Here is a 22,344-nt window from a genome sequence, read left to right on the forward strand (position 1 = left end):
GCGCGATCGCGGATCTTGTAGAAGACTCCCGTGTATTATACGGAAATTAGGAAAAATAGTATTATCAATCTTGCCTATAGCAATCCTAAATGAGATTGTGAAAATTTTTGTTATGGTCGTCAAGAGTCATAAGTCATTGGTCATTTGTGATTACAAAGGACAAATGACTAATATAGCAAAGTGCTGAGTGCTGAGTGCTGAGTGCTGAGTAGAAACCCAGTTAAATCAAGGCTTTTAGCAATCAATATTGTCCTAACCTATGTGGCTACGGCTATAACTAATGACAGCCAACTCCAAAAATATTTCACAAATGATTTAGGACTGTGATATATACTTAGCAGCGATCTAATAACCATGCCAAAGCAGCATCAACATTATTAACCTGCTCCCCTGGCGGTATAGCTGGACGATTGACCATCACAACCTTTACGCCCAGTTCTCGCGCTGCAATAATCTTGGGCTTTGTAGCATCGCCACCGCTATTTTTGCTGACGATGGTATCAATGTTATTCTCAATCAAAATTTGTCTTTCATTGTTGAGGGTAAAAGGCCCGCGATCGCACAATACCATCCCTGGTGGTACTAAAGCATCATCGCCAGGAGGGTCAATCATCCGCATCAAAAACCAAATTTTCTCTAGGTGAGCAAAAGCGGCCAGTTCTTGTCTACCAACTGTCAAAAACACTCGCTGTGCCTGGTTTTGCAGGGCTATTGCTGCGGCTTCAACATTATCAACTTCAATCCAGCGATCGCCACTTACTTTTTCCCAAGGCGGACGAATTAACATCAGACGGGGTACTCTAATTTCCATTGCCGCATCTGCCGCATTGAAGGAAATCTGAGTAGCGAAAGGATGGGTTGCATCAATTAACAAGTCGATTTGCATGACTCGCAGATAGCTAGCCAATCCACGCACGCCACCGAAGCCTCCAACCCGTAAATCGCCCAGCGGTACTGATGGTTCACGGGTGCGGCCAGCTAGAGAGGTGATTACTTCTAACCCTTGGATAGTCGTAACTTTGGCAGCTAATTCTGCTGCATCACCCGTCCCACCCAGAATCAAAACGCGGATCATTTAGATAAAGGTGGAATCTTTGCTAAAATGCCCTTCTTCATTGCTTCTGGACGCTCTGACCAAGGCAGCAAACCATCTGCTTTAAGATAGTATTGACTAGCACATTCCAGTACCGCAGAGGCACTACCATCAACGGCTAAATCACCAAATAAATATGTTAATTTACCTTTGGCAGCAAAGGCGACTACACAAGAACGATTACAAGCACTCATGCATTCAACTTCCTGAATCGGGAATTGATCTCGTAACTCCCAATCTTGTGCCAGCTGCTGAAGTTGGTGTAGAAATTTTTCACCACCACTTTCACCAAGGCGTTTTCCATTTTGCCAAACACTGGCACAGGTTTTGCAAACAAATAAAGTATGTTCAGCAACTTCCATTGGACTAGTTGGAGAAATATTTACAGTAGTAGTCATCTGTACCTCGCAGATATGTGAAACTGATAAATCTATTTCGGCGGGCATCCTGACTCACTCAAATTGAGATTTTCGATTTAGTTCCTTAATCTCAAATTAGTTCACAGTTGCGGGACAGCGCCGGATTTGCACCGAACTTTCCCCGTTACCTCTGGTAGCTGACTCCCACCAGAACCGAATAACCTTATCGATCATACACTAGGGTTATCGGAGAATACGAAACAATAAGCTTTTCGCCAACCATCAAACTGGACGACAATCAGATAAAATACTGTGCATATTTACTACTTGTCCAATAACTGCGATCGCAGGCGCACCAAATCCAGTTTGCTCTACCTGTTTAACAATTGTTTTCAATGTCCCAATCAATTCTTCTTGTTCTGGGCGCGTACCCCAGCGCACCAAAGCAATAGGCGTTTCTAAATTCAACCCAGCTGCAATTAATTCTTCGACAATATAAGGCAGATTGTGAATTCCCATATAAATTACAATAGTTTCGGAACCGTGAGCGATCGCACTCCAATTCACTTGCGGTCTATACTTACCCGCCGCCTCATGACCAGTTACAAATGTAACTGACGAACTATAGAGCCGATGCGTCAAAGGGATACCTGAGTATGCTGCTGCTGCAATTCCCGATGTGATACCGGGCACTACTTCCGTTGATATTCCAGCGTTGACTAATTCTTCCATCTCTTCGCCACCGCGACCAAAGATAAACGGATCGCCACCCTTTAGCCGCACTACAATTGCACGATCCTGCGCTTTATCAATCAGCAATTGAGTTGTTTCTGACTGCAACAACGAATGTCTCCCCGCACGTTTACCAGCATTAATTTGCTCGGCTTGGGGATTAATCATTGCCAAAATTGCCGGACTCACCAAGGCATCATAGATGACTACATCTGCACATTCCAACAAACCTTTCGCCTTCAGGGTAATTAGTCCTGGATCTCCAGGCCCTGCACCTACTAAATAAACCTTTCCCAAATACTTGTTCCTCTGTGTGATTGTGCGGTTCATCTCTGTGTTAAATCCCAAATTAGCTCGGCTAATTCTGCACTTGCTCCCAATGGCTCTGCCAATTGGAAATTCACCGCAGAAAATTGTAATTTTAGCTCCTCTATTGAGGTGGCGATCGCATCGGTTATTCCACCAGCGAATAAAAAGTATGGCAAGATTGCAATTTCCCGATAACCAGCACCTACCAACTCTTTCACTCGTGATTCTAAACTAGGAGGCCCAGCCCAATAAGCAGTCACGGCTCCCAAACTCGCCGCCATTGCTTCCACAGTTTTTTGCGAACCTGGGCGACGGCTACCATGAGCTAAGAGAATCCATGCTTCTGTTTTTATAGCAGCTATTTGCTTTGCCAGCAATTTCTCTAAATTGGGGTGAGAGCCTAAATATGGTTGCAACTCAATGATCACATCTTGACCAAGAGTCTGCTCTGCTAGTGCTACTTCGGCGGGAATGTCTGTCATGACATGCACTCCCGGCAGCAGAAATAGCGGTACAATTTTGAGGCTATTTTCATTTTGAGACACTGGGCAATCGCCAAAAGCGCTCTTAGCAAATTGTTGAATCTGCTCGTGTAAAGGCTGAGGATTCATTTCCAAAGCAGCGATGCCAACCAAATGTTCGCTATTTGCTGAGTTGTGGTTTATTGTTAATTTGTGACATATCAGCCTAGCTAGTTGCTGCATAGCAATTTCTGGGCGGCGATCGCGACTTCCGTGAGATAATAGCAAATAGGCAGATGACATCGGCAAAGATTGAACTCTCAATTACTATCCTTATTTTAAGATGAAGCTGGGGATAATTAAGTCCTCTGGTAATTATTGAAACTGCGATCGATTGCTAACAATGCCTTCGCCAAAAAAAGAGATGAAGAGAGAGCTTATGTACTAGAGTTATTATCTTCCACAACGACAACTCAAAACTTTCTTTCAATTTTTATGCCTTATCCATCGTTTCTTCATCAACAGCTTTAACTATTACATTTGCATACCTTTGAAGAATATAAGCAGCTTGGAATACATCTAAAATTGCACCTTGAAGCTGATTTATATTAATTTGTAAACCTTCTATGTTAGAACCTCGAAAATCTGTGTTTTTAAATTTAGCATCAGCAAGGATAACATTATTCATTTGGCAATTTATAAATTTTACATTTATTAGAGAAGATTCTATAAATGTAGAATCTTCAAGGATACAATTTTCAAAAATAGCATTATCAAATTTACTTGAATTGAATTGTGATAATTGTCCTTGGCAGCCTTTAAAAATAACATTTTTAAATCTGGACTTTATTGCTTTAAATCCCAGCAACCTACAGTTAATAAATTCAACTCTATTAAGTGAACTTTCTTCCCATTCAGTATTGGCGAAATCACTTTTAGCGATTCTAACATCTTGTAGAGTAAGTTTTTTAAAGTAAGTATTTATAGCTTTAACATTATCAAAGTATGCATACTGAAAATCTACTCCTTTAATTCCCTCAATCTGGCAATTTGATAAATGTACATTTTTATAGCTTTCTAATTCATATAATTGGTTATCTGGTATCCCCTTATTCATTGTTTCACATAAAGGTAAATTAGGAGGATTAATAGCTCTATGTTTGCTAGACATATTTTTTAATTTAAATTATTTCATCTAAAAATACCTTAGGAATAATCTAATAGTCAAATAAAAAATGCATTTCTTTATTTTTCTATTAATACAAAATGAGGTTTATCAGAAATACAACTCCTCCTAAAAAGCAGCTTACAACAAAGTATCAAGAATAAAATTAAAAAAAGTTACAATACCTTTATATTCTCCCCCTACTCCTTACCTTATTGTTCTTCGGCAGTGTAAGTATAAAATTGAGCGAAAGCCCCTACCGTTTCAAATTGATACGAAGGTATCCAAGAATTTATTTTTAAATCTGTACGGTAAATGCTAAAAATAACGAAATCTTGCCTTTCTGTGGTCTTGGCAATAATTTCTTGGATTTGCGGGCTAGCCGAGTCAACCAATTTATCGCAATTAAAACGGATTAAATTTTCAATAACATTCGTAGTTTTTTTACATACATCAGTTTTTAAGTATTTTGTCAGCCGTTGAACTGCATATTCTTCATATTCAACCTGACTGGGATTGGTTTTCGCCATTGTCACACCCAAGGCGGCAAGTCCTACTGCTGCTCCAGTATACGCGATGATGGTCAATGGTTTCATATTTGCCAAGTAAAATTCGTTGTAATCGTCAGACTCCAGAGACTCTAAATCAACTAAGTCCGTTCCTTGAACAAAAACTCTTGATCGCTTGCCAAATTATTGCTATAATTCAAATTGTTGAATGGCGAGCGTAGCCAAGTGGTTAAGGCAGTGGTTTGTGGTACCACCATTCGTGGGTTCAATTCCCATCGTTCGCCCTACATAATTTCATATTCATAGCTATACTCCTATTAAAGGTGGGTTGTATGGTGTGAACCCTCATAAGCATTACTTTAACAATAATCTGTCATCTAATAGCTTTATAGACTTGCAAGGATTGCAAGCCTATAATAATTAATTAGATTATCTTATTAAATAAGTTTATGTATATAAGCAAATTTACTTGCTAAATTAAAATTTAGGTATGCAATGCCTTACATCCTTTTGGGCTGATGCGATCAAGGCAAGTAATACCACTTTTAATTCTCTTATTCCTTTACTATATAGTGAGTGCCTCGATTCCATCCTAATTCTGCTTCTGCAAGCCTCTGTTCTCTCAAACCCAAGCTCTGGACTGTTGAAGCTATAAATTTACGCTTTGCAGCACCCTTTAATTGGACTGTTGTTTGTTTTAATAGCTTTTTAAGCCAAAAAGTTAATACCGATCAGAGTCAGGGATGCTGAATTTTCAAACCTTATTTGAATCAATACCGGGATTGTATATCGTCTACTCACTCGACTTTGTGATTATCGGGGGAAGTGATGCTTACTTTTGGGCAACGAAGACCAAACGAGAAGAGGTTGTTGGTCGCTATTTGTTCGAGGTTTTTCCAGACAATCCCGACGATCCCAATGGTACTGGAATTCAGAATTTGCGTACCTCGTTGTCAAGCGTACTGAAGTATCAAAAGCCTCACACGATGGCAGTGCAGAAGTATGACATTCGCCGCCCCGAATCAGAAGGCGGTGGTTTTGAGGAGCGGTACTGGACGCCAACCAACTCCCCAGTCTTTGATGAAAACGGTGAAATGACGCACATTATTCACCGAGTCGAAGATGTCACCGAGTTTGTGCGGGTGCAGCAACAGCTAAATGAGCAGCGTCAGCTCAATCAATCACTCCAGTCTCACACCGAGCAAATGGAGAGGGAAATTTATGCTAGAGCGCAGGAGTTACAAGAGGTCAACGAACAAGTGCAAGCGGCGAATGAGGCGTTGTCAGAATTCGATCGCGTTAAGACCGTATTCTTCAGCAATATCTCGCATGAATTTCACACGCCTTTAACGCTGATGTTGAGTCCAATCGAAGACCTATTACTCGACATTCAAGCTCCATTAGCACCGCAACAGCGCGATCGCCTTGAACTCGTGCAGCGAAATGGACTTCGGTTGCTAAAATTAGTCAACACACTGCTTGAGTTTTCGCAACTGGAAGCGGCAGGGATTGAAGCTTCATCCGAACCGATCGCTTCCAACTGGAGTTTACCTTCAGCGATCGCGCCATCTTCCTTACCCGCCCGAATTTTGCTGGCAGATGACAACGCCGATATGCGCGATTATCTGTGGCGATTGTTGAGTCAACGGTATGAGGTTGAGGTAGTCACAGATGGGGTTGCGGCTCTAGCTGCGATCCAGGCACAGCGCCCAGATTTGATTCTCAGCGATTTAATGATGCCGGGGATGGATGGGTTTGAGTTGCTGCGTCAATTGCGGGCTGACCCCCAAAGGAGCGAATTGCCCGTAATTTTGCTGTCCGCGCAGGCGGGTGAAGAGTCTCGCGTGTCAGGTTTGGCAGCAGGAGCCGATGATTATTTAATCAAGCCGTTTTCGGCTCGCGAACTACTGGCTCGTATTGAGTTAATCTTAAAACAGGTAGACATCCGCAAACAAGCGGCTCAGACACTGCAAGCCAGCGAACAGCAACTTAAACTTGCCCTTAAGACCAGCAAACTCGGCTCCTGGCAATTCGATCTCAAAACAAACGTTCTGTCTGTTTCTGACCAGTGCAAATTCAATTATGGTCTACCCATTGAGGCTGATTTCTCACACCAAGTTCTGATGGAGCGGATTCATCCAGAGGATCGGACTTGGGTGCAGGCGGCAATTCAAGACTCGATTACCAACCGCACCGATTACGATGTGGAATACCGCAATGTTTGGAACGATGGCAGTACGCACTGGGTAATCGTTCGCGGGCATCCGATTTACGACGAGGCGGGCAATCCTGAGCGCATGGTCGGGATATCAATAGATATTACCAATCGCAAACAAGCCGAAGCTGACCTCCGGGAAGCCTATGTGCAATGGGAGGCTGTTTTAGCGGCAGGAGCGATTTACACATGGCGGTGGAAGATTGCCGAGAATCTGGTGATCGTGAATGCAGCCTTTGCTCACTTGTTTGGTGTTGACTCTGTGGAGGCGGCAAGCGGTTTACCAATTGAACTGTTTATACAGGCGATACACGAAGAAGACCGCACCCAAGTGGTCGCCGCAATTAATCAGGCGATTGAAACTGGTAAAGAATTTATCAGTGAGTACCGTGTTTATACGTTGGCAGGTGAGGAGCGATGGCTTGCCGCCCGCGGTCGCGTTGAATATGCAGCTGATGGCACACCGCTTACTTTTCCTGGAGCACTGGCAGATATTACCGAACGCAAACAAGCCGAAAACGCTTGGCGACAGATTTCCACCGAACTCGAACGACAACTGCGAAAGTTTGACGCGATCGCCTCTTCCGTAACCGATTTTATTTACACATTCGATCTGTCTGGACGGTTCACTTACGTCAATCAGGCGTTGCTCGACCTTTTCCAAAAAACTTCGGCTCAAACCCTTGGTAAAAACTTTTTTGACCTGGATTATCCAATAGATTTAGCAACCAGACTCCAAAGACAGATTCAGCAAGTTATCGAAACGCGCCAACCGCTCAAAGATGAAATGCTGTACACAAGCGCATTTGGCACGCGCGCTCATGAATACATTTTCGTCCCGCTTTTGGGCGTAAATGGGATGGTAGAAGCAGTGGCAGGTGTGACGCGAGACATTACCGATCGCAAGCAAATCGAAGCGACTGTCAAAGCCAGCAACGAACGGCTGAAGCTGCTTTCAGAAGTCGCTAACGATCTCTTGCTCAACGAAGATCCTAAGGTATTTTTAGCCAGTTTGTTTGAAAAGGTTTCGACTCATTTGGGACTCGAAGTTTACTTCAATTACTTGTTTCAAGAAGACCAGCAACGCCTTGAGCTACACACCTCTGGGGGCATCTCAGAAGATGTTGCTTTATCCGGGAAATTTTTGGAGTTAGGGCAAGGGGTGGGTGGTTATGTGGTGCAACATCGCCAGCCAGCGATCGTTGAAAATGCGCTCTCAACGACCGATCCACTTGCTGTTCGAGTTCAGTCAATCGGTATCAGAGCTTATGTGTGTCATCCATTGATGGTAGGCGAGCGCGTCTTGGGTACTCTGGGACTGGGAACTCGTCAACGCGATCGCTTTACGCGCGACGAACTCGACCTTATGCAAACCCTTGCCAATCAAGTTGCTGTTGCCTTAGAACGATCACGCCTGGTTGCAGAGCTACACGCACGCGCCGAAGCGTTAGATCAAAGTAATCGCATTAACAATACCTTCGCCAATTTACAAGGCTGAGTTGATTGTATTAACGTCCTGTTCTCAAAGGTTTGGCAAAAACAATAAGTCCTAAAAATTCCTTCAAGGTTTCCTGCAAGGATTTTTTCATGTATTGTCCGCAGTATCAAGGGTTTGAGCTTCCAAACCACCTTGTAAGCTAAACGCTTATGTATGAGTCATTTTGCCGTTTTTGCCAAAATTTTTCTAGGCTCTTATTTTGGCAAAGGTATTGATTAAAGATGAGTTTTTAGCGGTTCTCTCCCATGAGTTACGTACTCCCCTGAATCCAATTCTGGGATGGTCAAAACTGTTGCAACGGGGAAAGCTTAATCCTGAAAAAACGAATCTTGCGATCGCCACGATCGAGCGCAACGCCCAGATCCAGGTGCAGCTAATTGATGACTTGCTCGACATTTCCCGGATTCTGCAAGGCAAAATGAGCTTATCAGCCTCACCCATTGACCTGAATGCAGTGATTTCAGCCGCGTTAGAAACGGTTCGGCTAGCCGCAGAAACTAAATCAATCCAAATTCACACGACCATTTCAGCGATTATGGGAGTGGTAATCGGGGATGCAGGGCGATTGCAGCAGGTTGTGTGGAATCTTTTGTCTAATGCTGTTAAGTTTACACCTGAAGGAAAACAAGTCACGGTTGCCCTATCTCAAGTTGAAAATCAGGCCCAAATTCAAATCACCGACACCGGAAAAGGGATTCGTACCGACTTTTTGCCCTACGTGTTTGAGCATTTCCGACAAGAAGATGGCGCAACCACCCGCAAATTTGGCGGACTAGGCTTGGGATTAGCAATCGTGCGCCAAATTGTGGAAATGCACGGTGGAACCGTAACAGTAGACAGTCCAGGTGTTGGGCTAGGAGCGACATTTACGGTTAAAATTCCGCTTGCGCCTCAGTTAACTGAAGCACCAATCTTAAATCAATCACCGATTAAAGAGAGTGATTTGAGCGGCATTCACATTTTAGTCGTTGATGATGAAACAGACTCGCGGGAGTTCATCGCTTTTGTTTTAGAGGAACGTGGCGCGATCGTTACTGCTGTTGGATCTGGCACTGATGCGCTGCAAGCGATCGCTCAATCTATTCCCAACATCATCATCAGTGACATTGGGATGCCAGAGATGGATGGCTATATGCTGATGCGACAAATTCGTACCCTTGGGCTTGAGCAAGGGGGACAAATTCCCGCTATTGCCTTAACAGCTTATGCCGGAGAACTCGATCGCAAGCTTGCGATCGCCGCCGGATTTCAACGTCACGTCCCCAAACCTATCGATCCAGAAGCTTTGGTGGCGATCGTCGTCGAAATGCGGACTTACAGCAGAATTCAAAGTTCAGAATTCAAAATTCAAAATAGTTAAAAAATCAGAAGAAGATTTGATGAATAAATATACTAATTATTCTAAATTATTCTAGATTCCTTATAAAGGATGACCGAAAAAGACTCATGATACAAGCCCCTAAATTTATTTATGAGGATTATTAATTTTGACTTTTGACTTTTGACTTCCCCAAAGGGGCTGACTCCTGACTTCTGGGTGCTGAATTCTTACAATTATTCTAAGAATAAATTATTTATACGCACTATAAAAATGAATATTAGCACTCTGAAATAATTAAAAAAATATTGATTTACAAGTCTTATAGAGCTTGATAAGTAGGTCGGCGTAAATAATTATCGTTGGGATAAAGCAGAGGGCAGGGAGCAGAGAGCAGGAAGAAAAAGGGTTTGAGCCTTGTTTACTTTTCTTCACACAGTTTGGTTTTATTGTGCCAACTTACTTAGCCCTCTTCTGTCACTTTCCGGGTATTCTGAATAAAAGAATTAAAAGAAAAAACTCTCTTCAGGTAAGCAGAGCAATGGATGTAGAATTACAAATCCTGAAACATTTGTCGAGAGATGCCCACCCAACAGTTGCGATCGTAGATGAATATTGTGCAGAGTATAAAGGCTTATTTAAAGAAGTAAGAAATTATGAGTGCTTCAAATATTTACATTTGGGAATAATGTCACAAATCCAAAGAAAATCATTACCAAAAATAGCGAAAGTAGTAAGTATAAATTCAGCACAGTCATTACACCATTTTCTAGCCAATTCAGATTGGTCAGTAGATAAATTAAAAAGTCAAAGATTGAATAAACGTAAAGATTGCATTAGATGGAAATGCCATGACGCTAGTAATAGATGAAACTGGAGACAGGAAAAAAGGTAAAAAGACTGCGGCAAGTGCAAGACAATATCTAGGGAGTGTAGGAAAAATTGATAATGGGATAGTTTCAGTCAATACTTATGGAGTTTACTGTAATATAACGTTTCCATTAATTGTAAAAGTATTCAAACCTAAAGGGACGCTAAAATCAGAAGATAAATATAAAACAAAAATAGAGTTAGCATCAGAAATTATTACAGAATTAATTGAATCAGGCTTTAATATTGAACTGGTACTGGCAGATAGTTTATATGGTGAAAGTAGTCAATTTATTAGAAAACTAGCTGAATATAAATTAGATTATGTTGTAGCAATAAGAAGTAATCATGGAGTCTGGCTGCCAGTATTTCAGAGCGTTAGGGCGAATAAGTGGTGTAAATTTGAAAGAACATTTAGCAATCAAAAATCAGAAACTAGATACATTAGAGAAATAATTTATGGTAAAAAAAGAGCCATAACTTACTGGCAAATAACTACCGACCCAGAAACCATGCCGAAGAATTCTACTTCTTACGTCATGACAAATCTTCAAGGAAATCTGAAGAAAACTTTAGGCGACCTATATGGATTAAGAACCTGGGTAGAATATGGTTTTCGACAGTGTAAACAGGAACTAGGTTGGACAGATTATCGTTTTACTAATTTCCAACATATTGAGAGATGGTGGGAAATTATTTTTTGTGTTTACACCATGATTAGTTTAAATTCTTCAGCATTTTTAGGCTTAAATATTCGTCAAATCGAACCGGAGGTACAAGAAAATAGTTATGTTAATTTTTCTAATCATCAACAATGGAACCATGAATGTGGATGGAAGAATACTTTAAATAATCTGCGTCTCATTGTGCAACCTCTCTTACTATTTTGGTTAATTTATCCCTGGCTAAATTTTTTCCCCAATTCCGATTTATTGCTGGGATTCAATCATTTAATTAGTGCAATGAATCAATTTAAACTCTCTTATGCTTCTGGATAGTTTAGTTTATTTACTACTTACTTGCCCCGGAAAGTGACAGAAGAGGGTTAGTTAAATATTTTCCTTCTAGATGTGTTGACAATCAGAATATACGCAAATAAATGATATACTAAAGACTACATCAAGCTATTGAGGGTGTGATAATTTGTGCCCCAAATATTATGATGGAGTTATTCACTAACATCTATCAAAAGAAATAAAAATTGTATTCCTTTAGTGAGATCCAAAAATACTGAGTCATAGATACTTTAGGTAAAGAAGAACACGATTTAAGTGTCTGCTAAAAAGTTGATACTTGTAGGTACACAGATAAATATAATTTATCTGTGTTATTTCGTGTTTATATGTGTCTAACAAAAGGTGGAGGCTTATTTGTCTCGCTTAGAAAGTTAGCAATGCAAACATCGTCATTTAGTGGAGTTGCTATGTCTGAATTGCTTCAAGCAGTCTTAGATAGTGAAGAAAGAAGTGATTTACGTTCCTTTCTTAGTGAATTACGCCAACAAGAAAAGAAGTACTTGCTGCGGAACGACATACTCAATGTATATAGTGAGTATTGCTCCAAGTCCCAAAAACCCGAAGCTTTTTACACTTCCTCTGAGTTAGGCAAACTTATTTACTATACTCAGGAAATAATTCAGGAGGAATCAAACTTCTGTTTCATCATCCGTTCTAAGATTGCCAGCCAAGAAGTTTATTGGTTGACATCAGACTTAAGCATTGAGCCGATGACGGTGCAGGATTTGCTCGATTTGCGCGATCGCTTGGTGAACAAATTTCATCCCAACGAGGGCGACCTGCTAGAATTGGACTTCGGCCCGTTTTATGACTACACCCCAGTTATCCGCGACCCCAAAAATATTGGTAAAGGAGTACAATTTCTCAACCGCTATCTGTCCAGCAAAATATTTCAAGACTCCAAACAATTGCTGGACAGCTTATTGAATTTCCTGCGGCTGCACCACTACAACGGTATTCAACTGCTGCTTAACGATCGCATTCAATCACAGCAGCAACTTTCCGAGCAAGTTAAGAAAGCTATCGGCTTTGTTAATAATCGCCCCGATGATGAACCCTACGAACAATTCCGATTCCAATTGCAGTCAATGGGTTTTGAGCCAGGTTGGGGTAACACCGCAGCGCGAGTGCGAGAAACTTTAAATATTCTCGATGAATTGATTGATTCTGCCGATCCTCAGACTCTAGAAGCCTTAATTTCTCGTGTCCCGATGATTTTTAGAATCGTCTTGGTGTCAGCTCACGGTTGGTTTGGGCAAGAGGGAGTGTTGGGGCGTCCTGATACTGGCGGTCAGGTAGTTTACGTCCTTGACCAGGCAAAGAGCCTAGAGAAGCAGCTACAAGAAGATGTCCTGCTTGCGGGTTTAGAGAAATTGAATGTCGAGCCAAAGGTAATTATTCTCACCCGCTTGATTCCCAATAGTGATGGTACTCTATGTAATCAACGGCTAGAAAAAGTCCTTGGTACCGAAAATGCCTGGATTTTGCGAGTGCCTTTACGGGATTTTAATCCTAACATGACTCAAAACTGGATTTCTCGGTTTGAGTTTTGGCCTTATCTAGAAACTTTCGCCATTGATTCTGAAAGAGAACTACGGGCAGAATTTCACGGCACACCTGACTTAATAGTTGGAAACTATACTGATGGGAATTTAGTAGCATTCTTGCTGGCGCGACGGCTGAAAGTTACTCAATGCAATGTTGCCCATGCTTTAGAAAAATCTAAATACTTGTTCAGCAACCTCTACTGGCAAGAATTAGAAGATAAATATCATTTTTCTTTGCAATTCACAGCTGATTTGATTGCCATGAATGCTGCCAATTTTGTGATTAGCAGCACCTACCAAGAAATTGTCGGAACACCGGATAGTGTGGGACAGTACGAGTCTTATAAATGCTTCACCATGCCGGAGTTGTATCATGTTACCAATGGCATTGAATTATTTAGTCCCAAATTTAATGTTGTACCGCCTGGAGTAAACGAAAATAATTACTTCCCCTACACCCAAACTAAAGACCGCGTGGAGAGCGATCGCCAACGCCTTGCAGAAATGCTTTTTACTCTGGAAGATGCCACGCAAATCTTTGGCAAACTAGACGATCCTAACAAGCGCCCTCTCTTCTCAATGGCGCGTCTTGACCACATCAAAAACCTCACAGGTTTAGCTGAATTTTATGGTCAAAGTAAAGAATTACAAGAGCATTGTAACTTAATTTTGGTAGCGGGTAAGTTACGCGTTGAAGAATCAGATGACAACGAAGAACGCAGCGAAATTATCAAACTCTACCAAATAATTGACCAGTACAATCTCCACGGGAAAATTCGTTGGTTGGGTGTGCGTCTCTCTAAAACCGATTCCGGTGAAATTTACCGAGTGATTGCCGATCGTCAGGGAATTTTTGTACAACCAGCTTTATTTGAAGCTTTTGGTTTGACAATTTTAGAAGCGATGGTTTCAGGATTGCCAACTTTTGCCACACAGTTTGGCGGGCCACTGGAGATTATTCAAGATAAAGTTAATGGATTTTTGATTAACCCAACGAATTTAGAGGAAACAGCCACAAAAATTGTGGAATTTATCACTAAATGCGAACAATATCCTAACTATTGGAATGAAATTTCGCAGCGAGGAATTGAGCGAGTTTACAGCACCTATACTTGGAAAATTCACACTACCAAGCTGTTATCGTTAGCACGGATTTATGGTTTTTGGAACTTTACCTCAAAGGAAAATCGGGAAGATTTATTGCGCTATATTGAGGCTTTGTTCTATTTAATTTACAAGCCAAGAGCACAACAGCTATTAGAGCAGCATAAGTATCGTTAGTTTGTCATTTGTCATTTGTCATTAGCTAATAACTAAAGACAAATGACTAAGAACAATAAACAAATAACTAAATTGTCAACGCATTCCAAGTTCGTTGACCAACTACTCCATCTACTCCTAAATTTTGCTGGTTTTGAAAGGCTTTGACAGCAGTCTCTGTTAGTGCGCCAAAAATCCCATCCACCCTCACAGCATAACCGTTAGATACTAATAACTGTTGTAAGGCTCTGACAGCAATACCAGAACTACCAAAATAAAGAGTCGGTAGGGGTTGGCTACTAAACTTCTGGAACCGTCCTGTAGCCTTTGTACGGACTTTACCTCCAGACTGAAAATACTTCTTAGGCTTACCTAAGTTAGAAGAAATTAGTCCCAGATTCTTTTTGCTGATTTTCTGAAGTATGTGTTCTTTTTCTAGTTTCAACGCTGAGGGAGAAGCCTGGGAAATCCCATCTGTCTGCATGAATTCAGGTGGTGTAACTTTAGCAGCTATCTCTAACTGACTGTGTTTTGACTGGTTTACGTCATTTTCCATCTGAAATAATTGCTGCTGTGGCAAATTGGCCCCAGATGCTTGTCTTATTGTTAACTCGCCCGTCATCATCAGGCCAATTTCAGTCATTTTAGTTTATTTTACTTTAACCAATATTTCTTTTAACCAACAACATTGTTGCTGTTCAGCATAGTACATACTGACCAAATAAAAAAGTCATGTACTAATTTTTCTAGATAATATTTTCATGTTCATATTTGCTCACCTCCGATTCTATTTAATCAGATTAATATACTTAATCAAGCCATCAAGTTATCAGACATACTATCTAAATCAATGGTTTAGACAATAACATACTATACGATCATCTGGGAATGCCATCAAACAAATTTACCTAGTTATATTTGGATCGTGCTTGGTATGCTGATGTTGCTTTTATCATGTTTCTACTGCCAGTAAAAATACTACTCAATTCATCGAGTCAGTTTTTTAACTATTGATTAAAAGCTCTTAATTAATTTCAAACACTTTTTTCTATTTTATATCAAGTTCGGTTAATTACTTATGATTACCGCATCTGTGCAAAAATCCCAAAAGCCTCTTTCGCCCTGCTCCCAGCAAGAACTGTGATCTAAATGACAAGTCTTTAGTCGAACACAATATTACAGGGGGTTATAAACTTTTCATCAATTACAACTTATGTCGCTCTTTTAACCTATTCTCGGAAAGCGCACACTTTAACCTCAAAAGAATGAAACCGCACAACCTTGTTGCACGGTATTAAATTTGAGTTAAAGTTTAGATACTACATGACAAAATTACACAGGGGCACTGAACATAATGTTTGTGCAATTCTCTTGTCTAGTCTGTGTTAATTTTTATACCATTGTGAAACTTTGAGAAAGGATGTACCTTAATAAAAAGCGTGTAGGTGTAGGCCGCCCTTAGATATCGCTTAGTACTCTCAGTTATGGATATTGAAAAACTTTTTACCTTTTTTCATCTCGCCACAAAGCAATACCGCCTAATAAACCAGTGATATTGGGGATGAGTTTGACATTTAACGGTAGCTGTAAATTCACTCTTACAGCTTCACCACCGCCAATGTAAAGGTAGTCATAATTAAACAGATGTTGCAAAGATGCGATCGCTTTTTCTAAACGCCTATTCCATCTTTTCTCACCAATTTTTTCTAACTCTGCACGCCCCAACTGCTGCTCGAAAGTTTCTCCTTTGCGAAACGGATGATGCCCCATTTCCATATTTGGTACTAGCTTACCATCTACAAATAAAGCCGAACCAAACCCCGTACCTAGAGTAATCACCAATTCAACACCTTTACCTGCGATCGCACCAAAACCCTGCATATCTGCATCATTAATCACCCGTACAGGCTTGTTTAAGTGTTTTAATAATGCTGTTTCCAAATCAAATCCGATCCAATCTGGATGTAAGTTTACTGCTGTTTCCGTGACTCCAGACCGCACCACACCAGGAAAACCGACCGAAACGCGATGAAATTCACCTTGAGCGCCTGCTAACGCAACAATTGCATTAATTACAACCTCCGGTGTAGCAGGTTTGGGTGTATCTAAACGAACCCTTTCAGTTACAGTATTCCCCATAATATCCAAAACTATAGCCTTAACGCCACTACCGCCAATATCAACCGATAGGGTGCGAATCGATCCATTTTCTTCAACCATTGAGTTACATCCTTGTTAATGCTTGTTATTTCGTTATTATGCTCTGCTGCATTTGATAATATCTTGGATATTTGGAGAGTCTTTATATTGGTGGGGAGTGGGGGGAGCAGGAGGAAAATTCTTCTCCTGTGCACCCTTCCCCCTGCACCTCTGCCTCTTTACCAATGCCCAAAGTTAAAAATCCCATACATTCGATGCCGGACAGCATCTAGATTTGTTAATCTAAGAATAATAGAGATAGTACTGGCGTAGCTGCTTAAAATCTATCAAGCAGCAAATTTCTATTGAAAGTTATATAAGAGAAAGAATTATGACGGCGTTTGAACCTCAAAGCATCCGCTCGTATAGCCAAGAAGATGTCCAACAAATTCTGCACTTAGCGATCGCTCGTCAAGCAGATGATAAAGACACAGAATTTTCTTATGAGCATATATTAGAAATTGCTGCTGAGTTAGAAATTTCACCTGAGTCTTTAAAATTAGCAGAACGCGATTGGGTATTACAACAGGGCCAAGTTCAACAGCGAAAAGCTTTTGACGCCTACCGCATCAGAAGATTTCAGAAGCGTTTAAGCAAATATGCAATTTTCAATGGCTTTTTTATACTGCTTAATTTAATCACTAGTGGCGGAATTTCTTGGTCGCTGTACATTTTGCTATTCTGTGGATTGCCTGTAGGGCTTGATGTCTGGAATACCTTTCAAATTAAAGGTGAAGAGTATGAAATGGCATTCCAAAAGTGGAGTCGTAACCATCAGATTAAGAAAACCATTAGCACAGTTTTGAATAAGTGGTTTAAGGTATTACAGGCTTAATCAAAACTTTCTCTAACGCTAATCCATCTCTACTTTATTCGCCCAGAAACGGCTACGGTGTACACACAAGTCTGAAGTAGTTTATGAATCTGGTTTTTACCCCACCCTAACCCTCCCCTTGCAAAGGGGAGGGAACTAGATTTCCTGTTTCCCCCCTTTCTAAGGGGGGATTAAGGGGGGTAATTTGACTTGTGTGTACACTGTAGCCAGAAAGGGGGGAATATTTTGCGATCAAATTAACTAGATACTGAATTAGCCGCCTCGGAAACCTTCTCAGGGGGTGGAAAGCCACCCATACGAATCTCAGAAGTGAAGGTAGTGATGCTAAATCCACCAAAACTCTTGAGGACATTTACCCGCATTCGCAAATTGGGGCTAGCAAACCACAGGCGTTCCTCTGAGAAGATGGTTTCATCCTCTGTAGTTAGAATCAAAGCACCATCACTGTCAATTTTATAGCGTCCGGCAACTGGAGTTTTATTGGCATCAACTATTTCTCTCAGTAACCTGCCTTGGGCCGGATTATCCGCATCAGGTACCGAAACTAACACAGTTGAACCAGTGTGTTTTGCTTGATCCTTGTCCATTGTGCCGTTCCAGGTAATTTTGGTAGCACAGGAAGCAGAACTAGGATTAATGTTGTAATTTTGACACAGCTTGATCGCTTCTGGATGATCTAATGGCAGCGCCTCAATGATGATATCTGACTTGCTATGTTCCGATTGGTTAAAAGCCAAATGTTGACTAGTACGATGAGAAAACCATTTACCAGCACTTAACTGAAAAAACTCTTCAATATTCATGAATGAAATTACCCTGCATCAAAATGCTAAAATTCCCACTTAATTATTATTAAAAAGTAGCAGGAAGCTTTAATATTAAGCTTGATTGCCTATTTGCTCAAGCTTCTTCAGGCCAATTCTGGCTGCCTCAGCAACGTTGAAATGATTGTCTTTTTCCAGGTATTTTAAAGCTGAGACACTTTTGGGAGTGGGAAGATTTCCCAAGGCTTCTGCCAAACGCTGCCTCACTAACCAATCATCTGATTCGGCGAAGCGCAGGATCTTGTCTACAGACTCGATGTCTTGAATTTCTCCCAGCGCAGAGATTGCAGCTTGTTGCAACACTACTTCTTTGCTATCCAATGCTTGAAGAAGAATTTGATGAGCACGGGGATCTTTAATATTACCTAGAGAAACAGCTGCACTAAAACGTACTAGCCAATCAGTATCTTCATAAAATGCCCGTGAAAGTACCTCAAAGGCTCTGGCATCACCCAAATATCCTAAAGCACCAGCAGCATCAGCGCGTATACCATAATCAGGGTCATTTTCGAGAATTTTTACCAAAATAGAATAACATTCTGGTGTTGGCTTGATTCCCAGAGCAAATATTGCCATTGATCGCAGTTGCAAAGATTCGTCGTCTAGTACCTTTTTAATCAAAGGGACTGCATCTTCAGCCGCAACGTGACGCAGATTAGCAAGGGCTACCATGCGATCGCGTAAATTCGGACTTTCTAGCTGAGTAGAAATTTCTTGTAAGCTTAGAGCTGCCATTTAGTTCAAAGCGTTTTCTTTACTTATCTTAATTTACCCGATCTGTTGATCAGGCTGTCGCCATAGTGAAGTAGGAGTTTGGCGACTTTACAAAATGGCTCAATTATGAATAAAAAAGCGATCGCGCTTTACCAGTTGCAGAAATCGGTGTAAAGCGTCTGCCAATTGGGAAAATCACCCGCATCCATAGCCCTCTCTAAGAAAAGGCGTACTTGGCAATTCGTTTAATAAATATTAAGTACATCTTCATCGTGAATTGGTACGAGTAGTTCTGCCAATCGCAAAAAAGCCGCAAAACTGGCGAATAACAACACATTAGCGTTTTTAAAATAGTATTTGGGGTAGTAGTCGATTATGTACTTTTGTAAAGATATAACAAGAAGTTGCGTAAAAGTTATTAGCTTGACCTGAGTAACTTAATATAAGTTCCCTTAAACATAAAATCACAAGCCTAAAAAACTGCTTTGCAAAAATATCTCAGGGAAAAATACAAATGCTAGCAGAAATAAATTGTATGAAAATTAGTAAGCATGAGTCAACAGATTTTCCTATAGAAATCCAAGTAATACCTACACATTCAGAAAAAATTATTGACCAGTCTTCAGTACCTAAGAGCAAGTTAGACTTTGAGAGTAAAGAGGAAAAACAACAACGTCTAGCCATTCTAGCAGAAGATACACGACGTAGGCTGAAACGAAGTGCTATGGACATTTATTGCATTGGTGTCAACTTGTTAGAAGCTCAAAAAATTACCGAACATGGCAAGTTTCTACCTTGGCTACGACAGGAGTTTGGAATGGGAAAAACTTCAGCCTATGAGTTTATTCACGTTGCTAAAGCATTTGAGTCCAAAATTCCGATAATCGGAAATTTGATTAATAGTATTACTCCTACTGCTCTCTATAAACTGGCTGCTCCTAGTACATCTGAAGCTGCTATAGATGAAGCAATAAAAATTTTGAAAGCAGGAGAAGTAGTCGATCCAGAGGTTGTTAAAAATCTCATTAAAAAATATAAAACTCCTAAAATAGTAAAAGAACCGCAACAAAAAGCCTCTTCGATTAGTCAGCAGAGGGATACAAATCAAGTAGAGGCATTAGTCTTACCCAAGGCTGAGGTTTCTAGCATTGAACAAACAACCACTAACCATCTGCCACTTTCTTCTCCACTTCAACAGAATGAACTGCAAAAATTGGTAGCGGAGCGTGATACTTATAAAGCACAACTAGAGGCACTACAAATAAAGAATCAGGAACTTAAGCTAGATATTGCAAAACTTCGTTCAGAATTAACTTCATTACAAACTACTAAAGCTAGCAGTAGTTAGGGGGAGTCTCTGATACTTACCTAAGCACTGAATTCTTGAGCTAAATCTCATCTAGCAGAATCAATGGATATCTTCAACAATTAAATGTGCTTATCCATAAACCTTGTAGAGACTTAGCACTGCTACGTCTCTACATTCATTTTCATTTATATTTATAATCTCATACCTTGAAGCTTGCGATTATAAAAATTTGCCAGAAATGAGTGAGCCTAGAATTTATATAGCTATGATTTTTTTGATGTTAAAATATCTTCTAAATGGCCATTCACGATTTTACAATATCTTCCAGTGCTAGCCTTTGTACATTTAAATTTTCTTTGAAAATATATTTCTGGCAAATCCCTAAATGGGATAATTTTTCCAGTTTTATATTTGGATAAAAAATAATAAACTCAAATAAGTAAGAAAAGATAAATATCTAAAGAATATTTTTTGGGATGTGGTTAGTTAAGTAAATAAGGTAATATCCTGAAATTAATAAAAATTAAAAACAAAAAATAAGACTTGTATTTTTTTGAAAAGGATGGTAAATATAAAAATAAGCAGCACATTAATAAAAAGCTTAGTATTTTTATATGTAGGCGTATTGCCAATAGTTTGGTAGATAATGCTGCAAAAATTAACACAAGATGAATTTCAAGAACTAGCCGTCGAATCGAGAAGCTTATCCGGGGAAAAACTTTGAAATTTACTAACCAAACTCAGAAACACTTTTGGATAATTAATTCGATAAATTCTCACCAAATAGAAAGTTTCTAGGATTTTGCATAAAACTCAAATAATAGACTGATTGTTATTTGAAGGGTTAAACAAACAACATTCTTAAGTTTAGGCATCACAACTCAATCAATAGTTGCAATTAGGAGATTTTAAGCAATGATTATAGTTATGAAGTTAGGTACGCCATCAACAGAAATCGAACGTGTTGTTAAAGAACTTAGTCGTTATGAAATCACCCCAGAAGTATGTCAAGGTCAACACAAAACAGTAATTGGCTTAGTTGGTGAAACGGCAGAAATTGACACTAGGCAGATTCAAAATCTTAGCCTTTTTATTGAGCAAGTGATCCGAGTAAAAAAACCATTTAAACGTGCTTCTTTAGAATTCCGTTATGGAGAACATAGTGAAGTGGTTGTACCCACACCTAATGGAGCTGTTACCTTTGGACAAACCCATCCTTTAGTTGTAGTTGCTGGGCCATGTTCTGTTGAAAATGAGGAAATGATTGTCGAAACAGCACAGATAGTAAAAGCAGCAGGGGCACAGTTCCTACGAGGTGGGGCGTACAAACCTCGGACTTCACCTTATGCATTCCAAGGACATGGCGAAAGCGCATTAGGTTTGTTAGCAAAAGCTCGTGAAGCTACTGGTTTGGGTATTATCACAGAAGTCATGGATGCAGCTGATTTAGACAAGGTTGTTGAAGTAGCAGACGTGATCCAAATTGGTGCCCGCAATATGCAGAATTTCTCCCTACTGAAGAAAGTAGGCGCTACAGGTAAAGCAGTCTTATTGAAGCGGGGACTGTCAGCCACAATTGAAGATTGGTTGATGTCAGCTGAATATATTTTGGCAGCAGGCAATCCCAATGTAATTTTGTGTGAGCGAGGAATTCGCACCTTTGACCGACAGTATACACGGAATACCCTTGATATATCTGCAATCCCTGTCTTGCGGACTTTGACTCACTTACCAATTATGATTGACCCTAGCCACGCCACCGGGAAATCAGAGTTTGTCCAATCGATGACCTTGGCAGCGATCGCAGCTGGCGCAGATTCTTTAATGATTGAAGTTCACCCTAACCCAGCTAAGGCTCTTTCAGATGGCCCTCAGTCTTTAACACCGGAAGCATTTGAAGACTTAATGCTAGAAATGGCTTCTTTAGGTAAGTTCTTTGGTCGTTGGTCTAAACAACATAGCACCACTGTTACCCCCAAGTTTGCTGCACGAGTTTCTGCCACCGCCAGTAGTGCTTTATAAGCGTGCCATTTCCCTGAAATATCTCTGACAAAGCAACAAAAGCACAACTCCCAACAAGGACATCCAATCAGTCCATCATCTGTGCAATC

15 protein-coding genes, 1 tRNA gene, 2 pseudogenes and 1 riboswitch are annotated in these 22,344 nt (G+C 40.5%); of the genes and pseudogenes, 8 read left to right on the plus strand and 10 right to left on the minus strand.

Features of this window, described 5'->3' with window-relative positions; translation table 11 throughout:
- Positions 1-334: 334 nt before the first annotated feature.
- The 6 genes from HWQ58_RS19010 to HWQ58_RS19035 form a co-directional block, all read right to left on the minus strand.
- Entirely contained in the window at positions 335-1,075 is a 741-nt protein-coding gene (locus HWQ58_RS19010) for a cobalt-precorrin-6A reductase (protein WP_292865860.1), read from the minus strand.
- A complete protein-coding gene (locus tag HWQ58_RS19015; RefSeq protein WP_292865863.1) occupies positions 1,072-1,491 on the minus strand; it encodes a DUF1636 family protein in 420 nt (139 codons plus the stop codon). Before HWQ58_RS19015 ends, HWQ58_RS19010 begins: the two co-directional genes overlap by 4 nt.
- 21 nt (positions 1,492-1,512) lie before the next feature.
- Positions 1,513-1,685: riboswitch (cobalamin riboswitch) on the minus strand.
- 49 nt (positions 1,686-1,734) lie between these two features.
- On the minus strand, positions 1,735-2,514 hold the full coding sequence (cobA, locus tag HWQ58_RS19020; protein WP_292865866.1) for a uroporphyrinogen-III C-methyltransferase: 780 nt from the start codon (positions 2,512-2,514) through the stop codon (positions 1,735-1,737).
- Complete coding sequence (locus HWQ58_RS19025; RefSeq protein WP_292865920.1) at positions 2,511-3,257, minus strand: sirohydrochlorin chelatase; 747 nt, start codon at positions 3,255-3,257, stop codon at positions 2,511-2,513. The genes cobA and HWQ58_RS19025 overlap by 4 nt, the downstream gene beginning before the upstream one ends.
- Positions 3,258-3,447: 190 nt before the next feature.
- Positions 3,448-4,125, minus strand: a complete 678-nt coding sequence (locus tag HWQ58_RS19030) for a pentapeptide repeat-containing protein (RefSeq protein ID WP_292865869.1) — start codon at positions 4,123-4,125, stop codon at positions 3,448-3,450.
- A 206-nt stretch (positions 4,126-4,331) separates the two neighbouring features.
- Entirely contained in the window at positions 4,332-4,715 is a 384-nt protein-coding gene (locus HWQ58_RS19035; protein WP_292865872.1) for a DUF4359 domain-containing protein, read from the minus strand.
- 124 nt (positions 4,716-4,839) lie between these two features.
- Between HWQ58_RS19035 and HWQ58_RS19040 the strand changes: the two genes are divergently transcribed.
- From HWQ58_RS19040 to HWQ58_RS19060, 5 genes and pseudogenes are all read left to right on the plus strand, one after another.
- Positions 4,840-4,912: transfer RNA gene (locus HWQ58_RS19040), tRNA-His, on the plus strand.
- A gap of 459 nt (positions 4,913-5,371) precedes the next feature.
- On the plus strand, positions 5,372-8,341 hold the full coding sequence (locus HWQ58_RS19045; protein WP_292865875.1) for a PAS domain S-box protein: 2,970 nt from the start codon (positions 5,372-5,374) through the stop codon (positions 8,339-8,341).
- 214 nt (positions 8,342-8,555) lie between these two features.
- Positions 8,556-9,701: pseudogene (locus HWQ58_RS19050) on the plus strand (ATP-binding protein); the annotation flags it as partial.
- A 499-nt stretch (positions 9,702-10,200) separates the two neighbouring features.
- Positions 10,201-11,527: pseudogene (locus tag HWQ58_RS19055) on the plus strand (IS701 family transposase).
- Positions 11,528-11,952: 425 nt separating this feature from the next.
- Positions 11,953-14,373 (plus strand): sucrose synthase, encoded by a 2,421-nt coding sequence (locus HWQ58_RS19060; protein WP_292865878.1) that lies wholly within the window; start codon positions 11,953-11,955, stop codon positions 14,371-14,373.
- Positions 14,374-14,440: 67 nt separating this feature from the next.
- On the opposite strand, the gene HWQ58_RS19065 is transcribed toward HWQ58_RS19060, so the two are convergent.
- Together HWQ58_RS19065 and HWQ58_RS19070 are read right to left on the minus strand one after the other, a co-directional pair.
- Positions 14,441-14,995: a peptidoglycan-binding domain-containing protein gene (locus tag HWQ58_RS19065; RefSeq protein WP_292865881.1), complete on the minus strand. Its 555-nt coding sequence runs from the start codon at positions 14,993-14,995 to the stop codon at positions 14,441-14,443.
- A gap of 860 nt (positions 14,996-15,855) precedes the next feature.
- Positions 15,856-16,572, minus strand: coding sequence for an ROK family protein (locus HWQ58_RS19070; protein WP_292865885.1), 717 nt, complete (start codon positions 16,570-16,572; stop codon positions 15,856-15,858).
- A 310-nt stretch (positions 16,573-16,882) separates the two neighbouring features.
- On the opposite strand from HWQ58_RS19070, the gene HWQ58_RS19075 reads away from it, so the two are divergent.
- Complete coding sequence (locus HWQ58_RS19075) at positions 16,883-17,386, plus strand: 2TM domain-containing protein (protein WP_292865888.1); 504 nt, start codon at positions 16,883-16,885, stop codon at positions 17,384-17,386.
- 236 nt (positions 17,387-17,622) lie between these two features.
- Here the strand turns inward: HWQ58_RS19075 and HWQ58_RS19080 are convergent, their stop codons facing one another.
- Entirely contained in the window at positions 17,623-18,189 is a 567-nt protein-coding gene (locus HWQ58_RS19080; RefSeq protein WP_292865891.1) for a phycobiliprotein lyase, read from the minus strand.
- Positions 18,190-18,264: 75 nt separating this feature from the next.
- Positions 18,265-18,945, minus strand: coding sequence for a HEAT repeat domain-containing protein (locus HWQ58_RS19085; protein WP_292865893.1), 681 nt, complete (start codon positions 18,943-18,945; stop codon positions 18,265-18,267).
- A 514-nt stretch (positions 18,946-19,459) separates the two neighbouring features.
- Between HWQ58_RS19085 and HWQ58_RS19090 the strand changes: the two genes are divergently transcribed.
- Positions 19,460-20,272, plus strand: a complete 813-nt coding sequence (locus tag HWQ58_RS19090; RefSeq protein WP_292865896.1) for a hypothetical protein — start codon at positions 19,460-19,462, stop codon at positions 20,270-20,272.
- 876 nt (positions 20,273-21,148) lie between these two features.
- A complete protein-coding gene (gene aroF / locus HWQ58_RS19095; RefSeq protein ID WP_292865899.1) occupies positions 21,149-22,255 on the plus strand; it encodes a 3-deoxy-7-phosphoheptulonate synthase in 1,107 nt (368 codons plus the stop codon).
- The last annotated feature ends 89 nt before the right edge of the window (positions 22,256-22,344 follow it).

It is taken from the genome of Nostoc sp. LPT (genome assembly GCF_017115165.1).
Classification (GTDB): domain Bacteria; phylum Cyanobacteriota; class Cyanobacteriia; order Cyanobacteriales; family Nostocaceae; genus Nostoc.

What these genes read in the sequence shown, in the direction of transcription:
- HWQ58_RS19010 (WP_292865860.1), bottom strand. Translation starts at nt 1,075, where the DNA reads ATGATCCGCGTTTTGATTCTGGGTGGGACGGGTGATGCAGCAGAATTA.
- HWQ58_RS19015 (WP_292865863.1), bottom strand. Translation starts at nt 1,491, where the DNA reads ATGACTACTACTGTAAATATTTCTCCAACTAGTCCAATGGAAGTTGCT.
- cobA (WP_292865866.1), bottom strand. Translation starts at nt 2,514, where the DNA reads ATGAACCGCACAATCACACAGAGGAACAAGTATTTGGGAAAGGTTTAT.
- HWQ58_RS19025 (WP_292865920.1), bottom strand. Translation starts at nt 3,257, where the DNA reads ATGTCATCTGCCTATTTGCTATTATCTCACGGAAGTCGCGATCGCCGC.
- HWQ58_RS19030 (WP_292865869.1), bottom strand. Translation starts at nt 4,125, where the DNA reads ATGTCTAGCAAACATAGAGCTATTAATCCTCCTAATTTACCTTTATGT.
- HWQ58_RS19035 (WP_292865872.1), bottom strand. Translation starts at nt 4,715, where the DNA reads ATGAAACCATTGACCATCATCGCGTATACTGGAGCAGCAGTAGGACTT.
- HWQ58_RS19045 (WP_292865875.1), top strand. Translation starts at nt 5,372, where the DNA reads ATGCTGAATTTTCAAACCTTATTTGAATCAATACCGGGATTGTATATC.
- HWQ58_RS19060 (WP_292865878.1), top strand. Translation starts at nt 11,953, where the DNA reads ATGTCTGAATTGCTTCAAGCAGTCTTAGATAGTGAAGAAAGAAGTGAT.
- HWQ58_RS19065 (WP_292865881.1), bottom strand. Translation starts at nt 14,995, where the DNA reads ATGACTGAAATTGGCCTGATGATGACGGGCGAGTTAACAATAAGACAA.
- HWQ58_RS19070 (WP_292865885.1), bottom strand. Translation starts at nt 16,572, where the DNA reads ATGGTTGAAGAAAATGGATCGATTCGCACCCTATCGGTTGATATTGGC.
- HWQ58_RS19075 (WP_292865888.1), top strand. Translation starts at nt 16,883, where the DNA reads ATGACGGCGTTTGAACCTCAAAGCATCCGCTCGTATAGCCAAGAAGAT.
- HWQ58_RS19080 (WP_292865891.1), bottom strand. Translation starts at nt 18,189, where the DNA reads ATGAATATTGAAGAGTTTTTTCAGTTAAGTGCTGGTAAATGGTTTTCT.
- HWQ58_RS19085 (WP_292865893.1), bottom strand. Translation starts at nt 18,945, where the DNA reads ATGGCAGCTCTAAGCTTACAAGAAATTTCTACTCAGCTAGAAAGTCCG.
- HWQ58_RS19090 (WP_292865896.1), top strand. Translation starts at nt 19,460, where the DNA reads ATGAAAATTAGTAAGCATGAGTCAACAGATTTTCCTATAGAAATCCAA.
- aroF (WP_292865899.1), top strand. Translation starts at nt 21,149, where the DNA reads ATGATTATAGTTATGAAGTTAGGTACGCCATCAACAGAAATCGAACGT.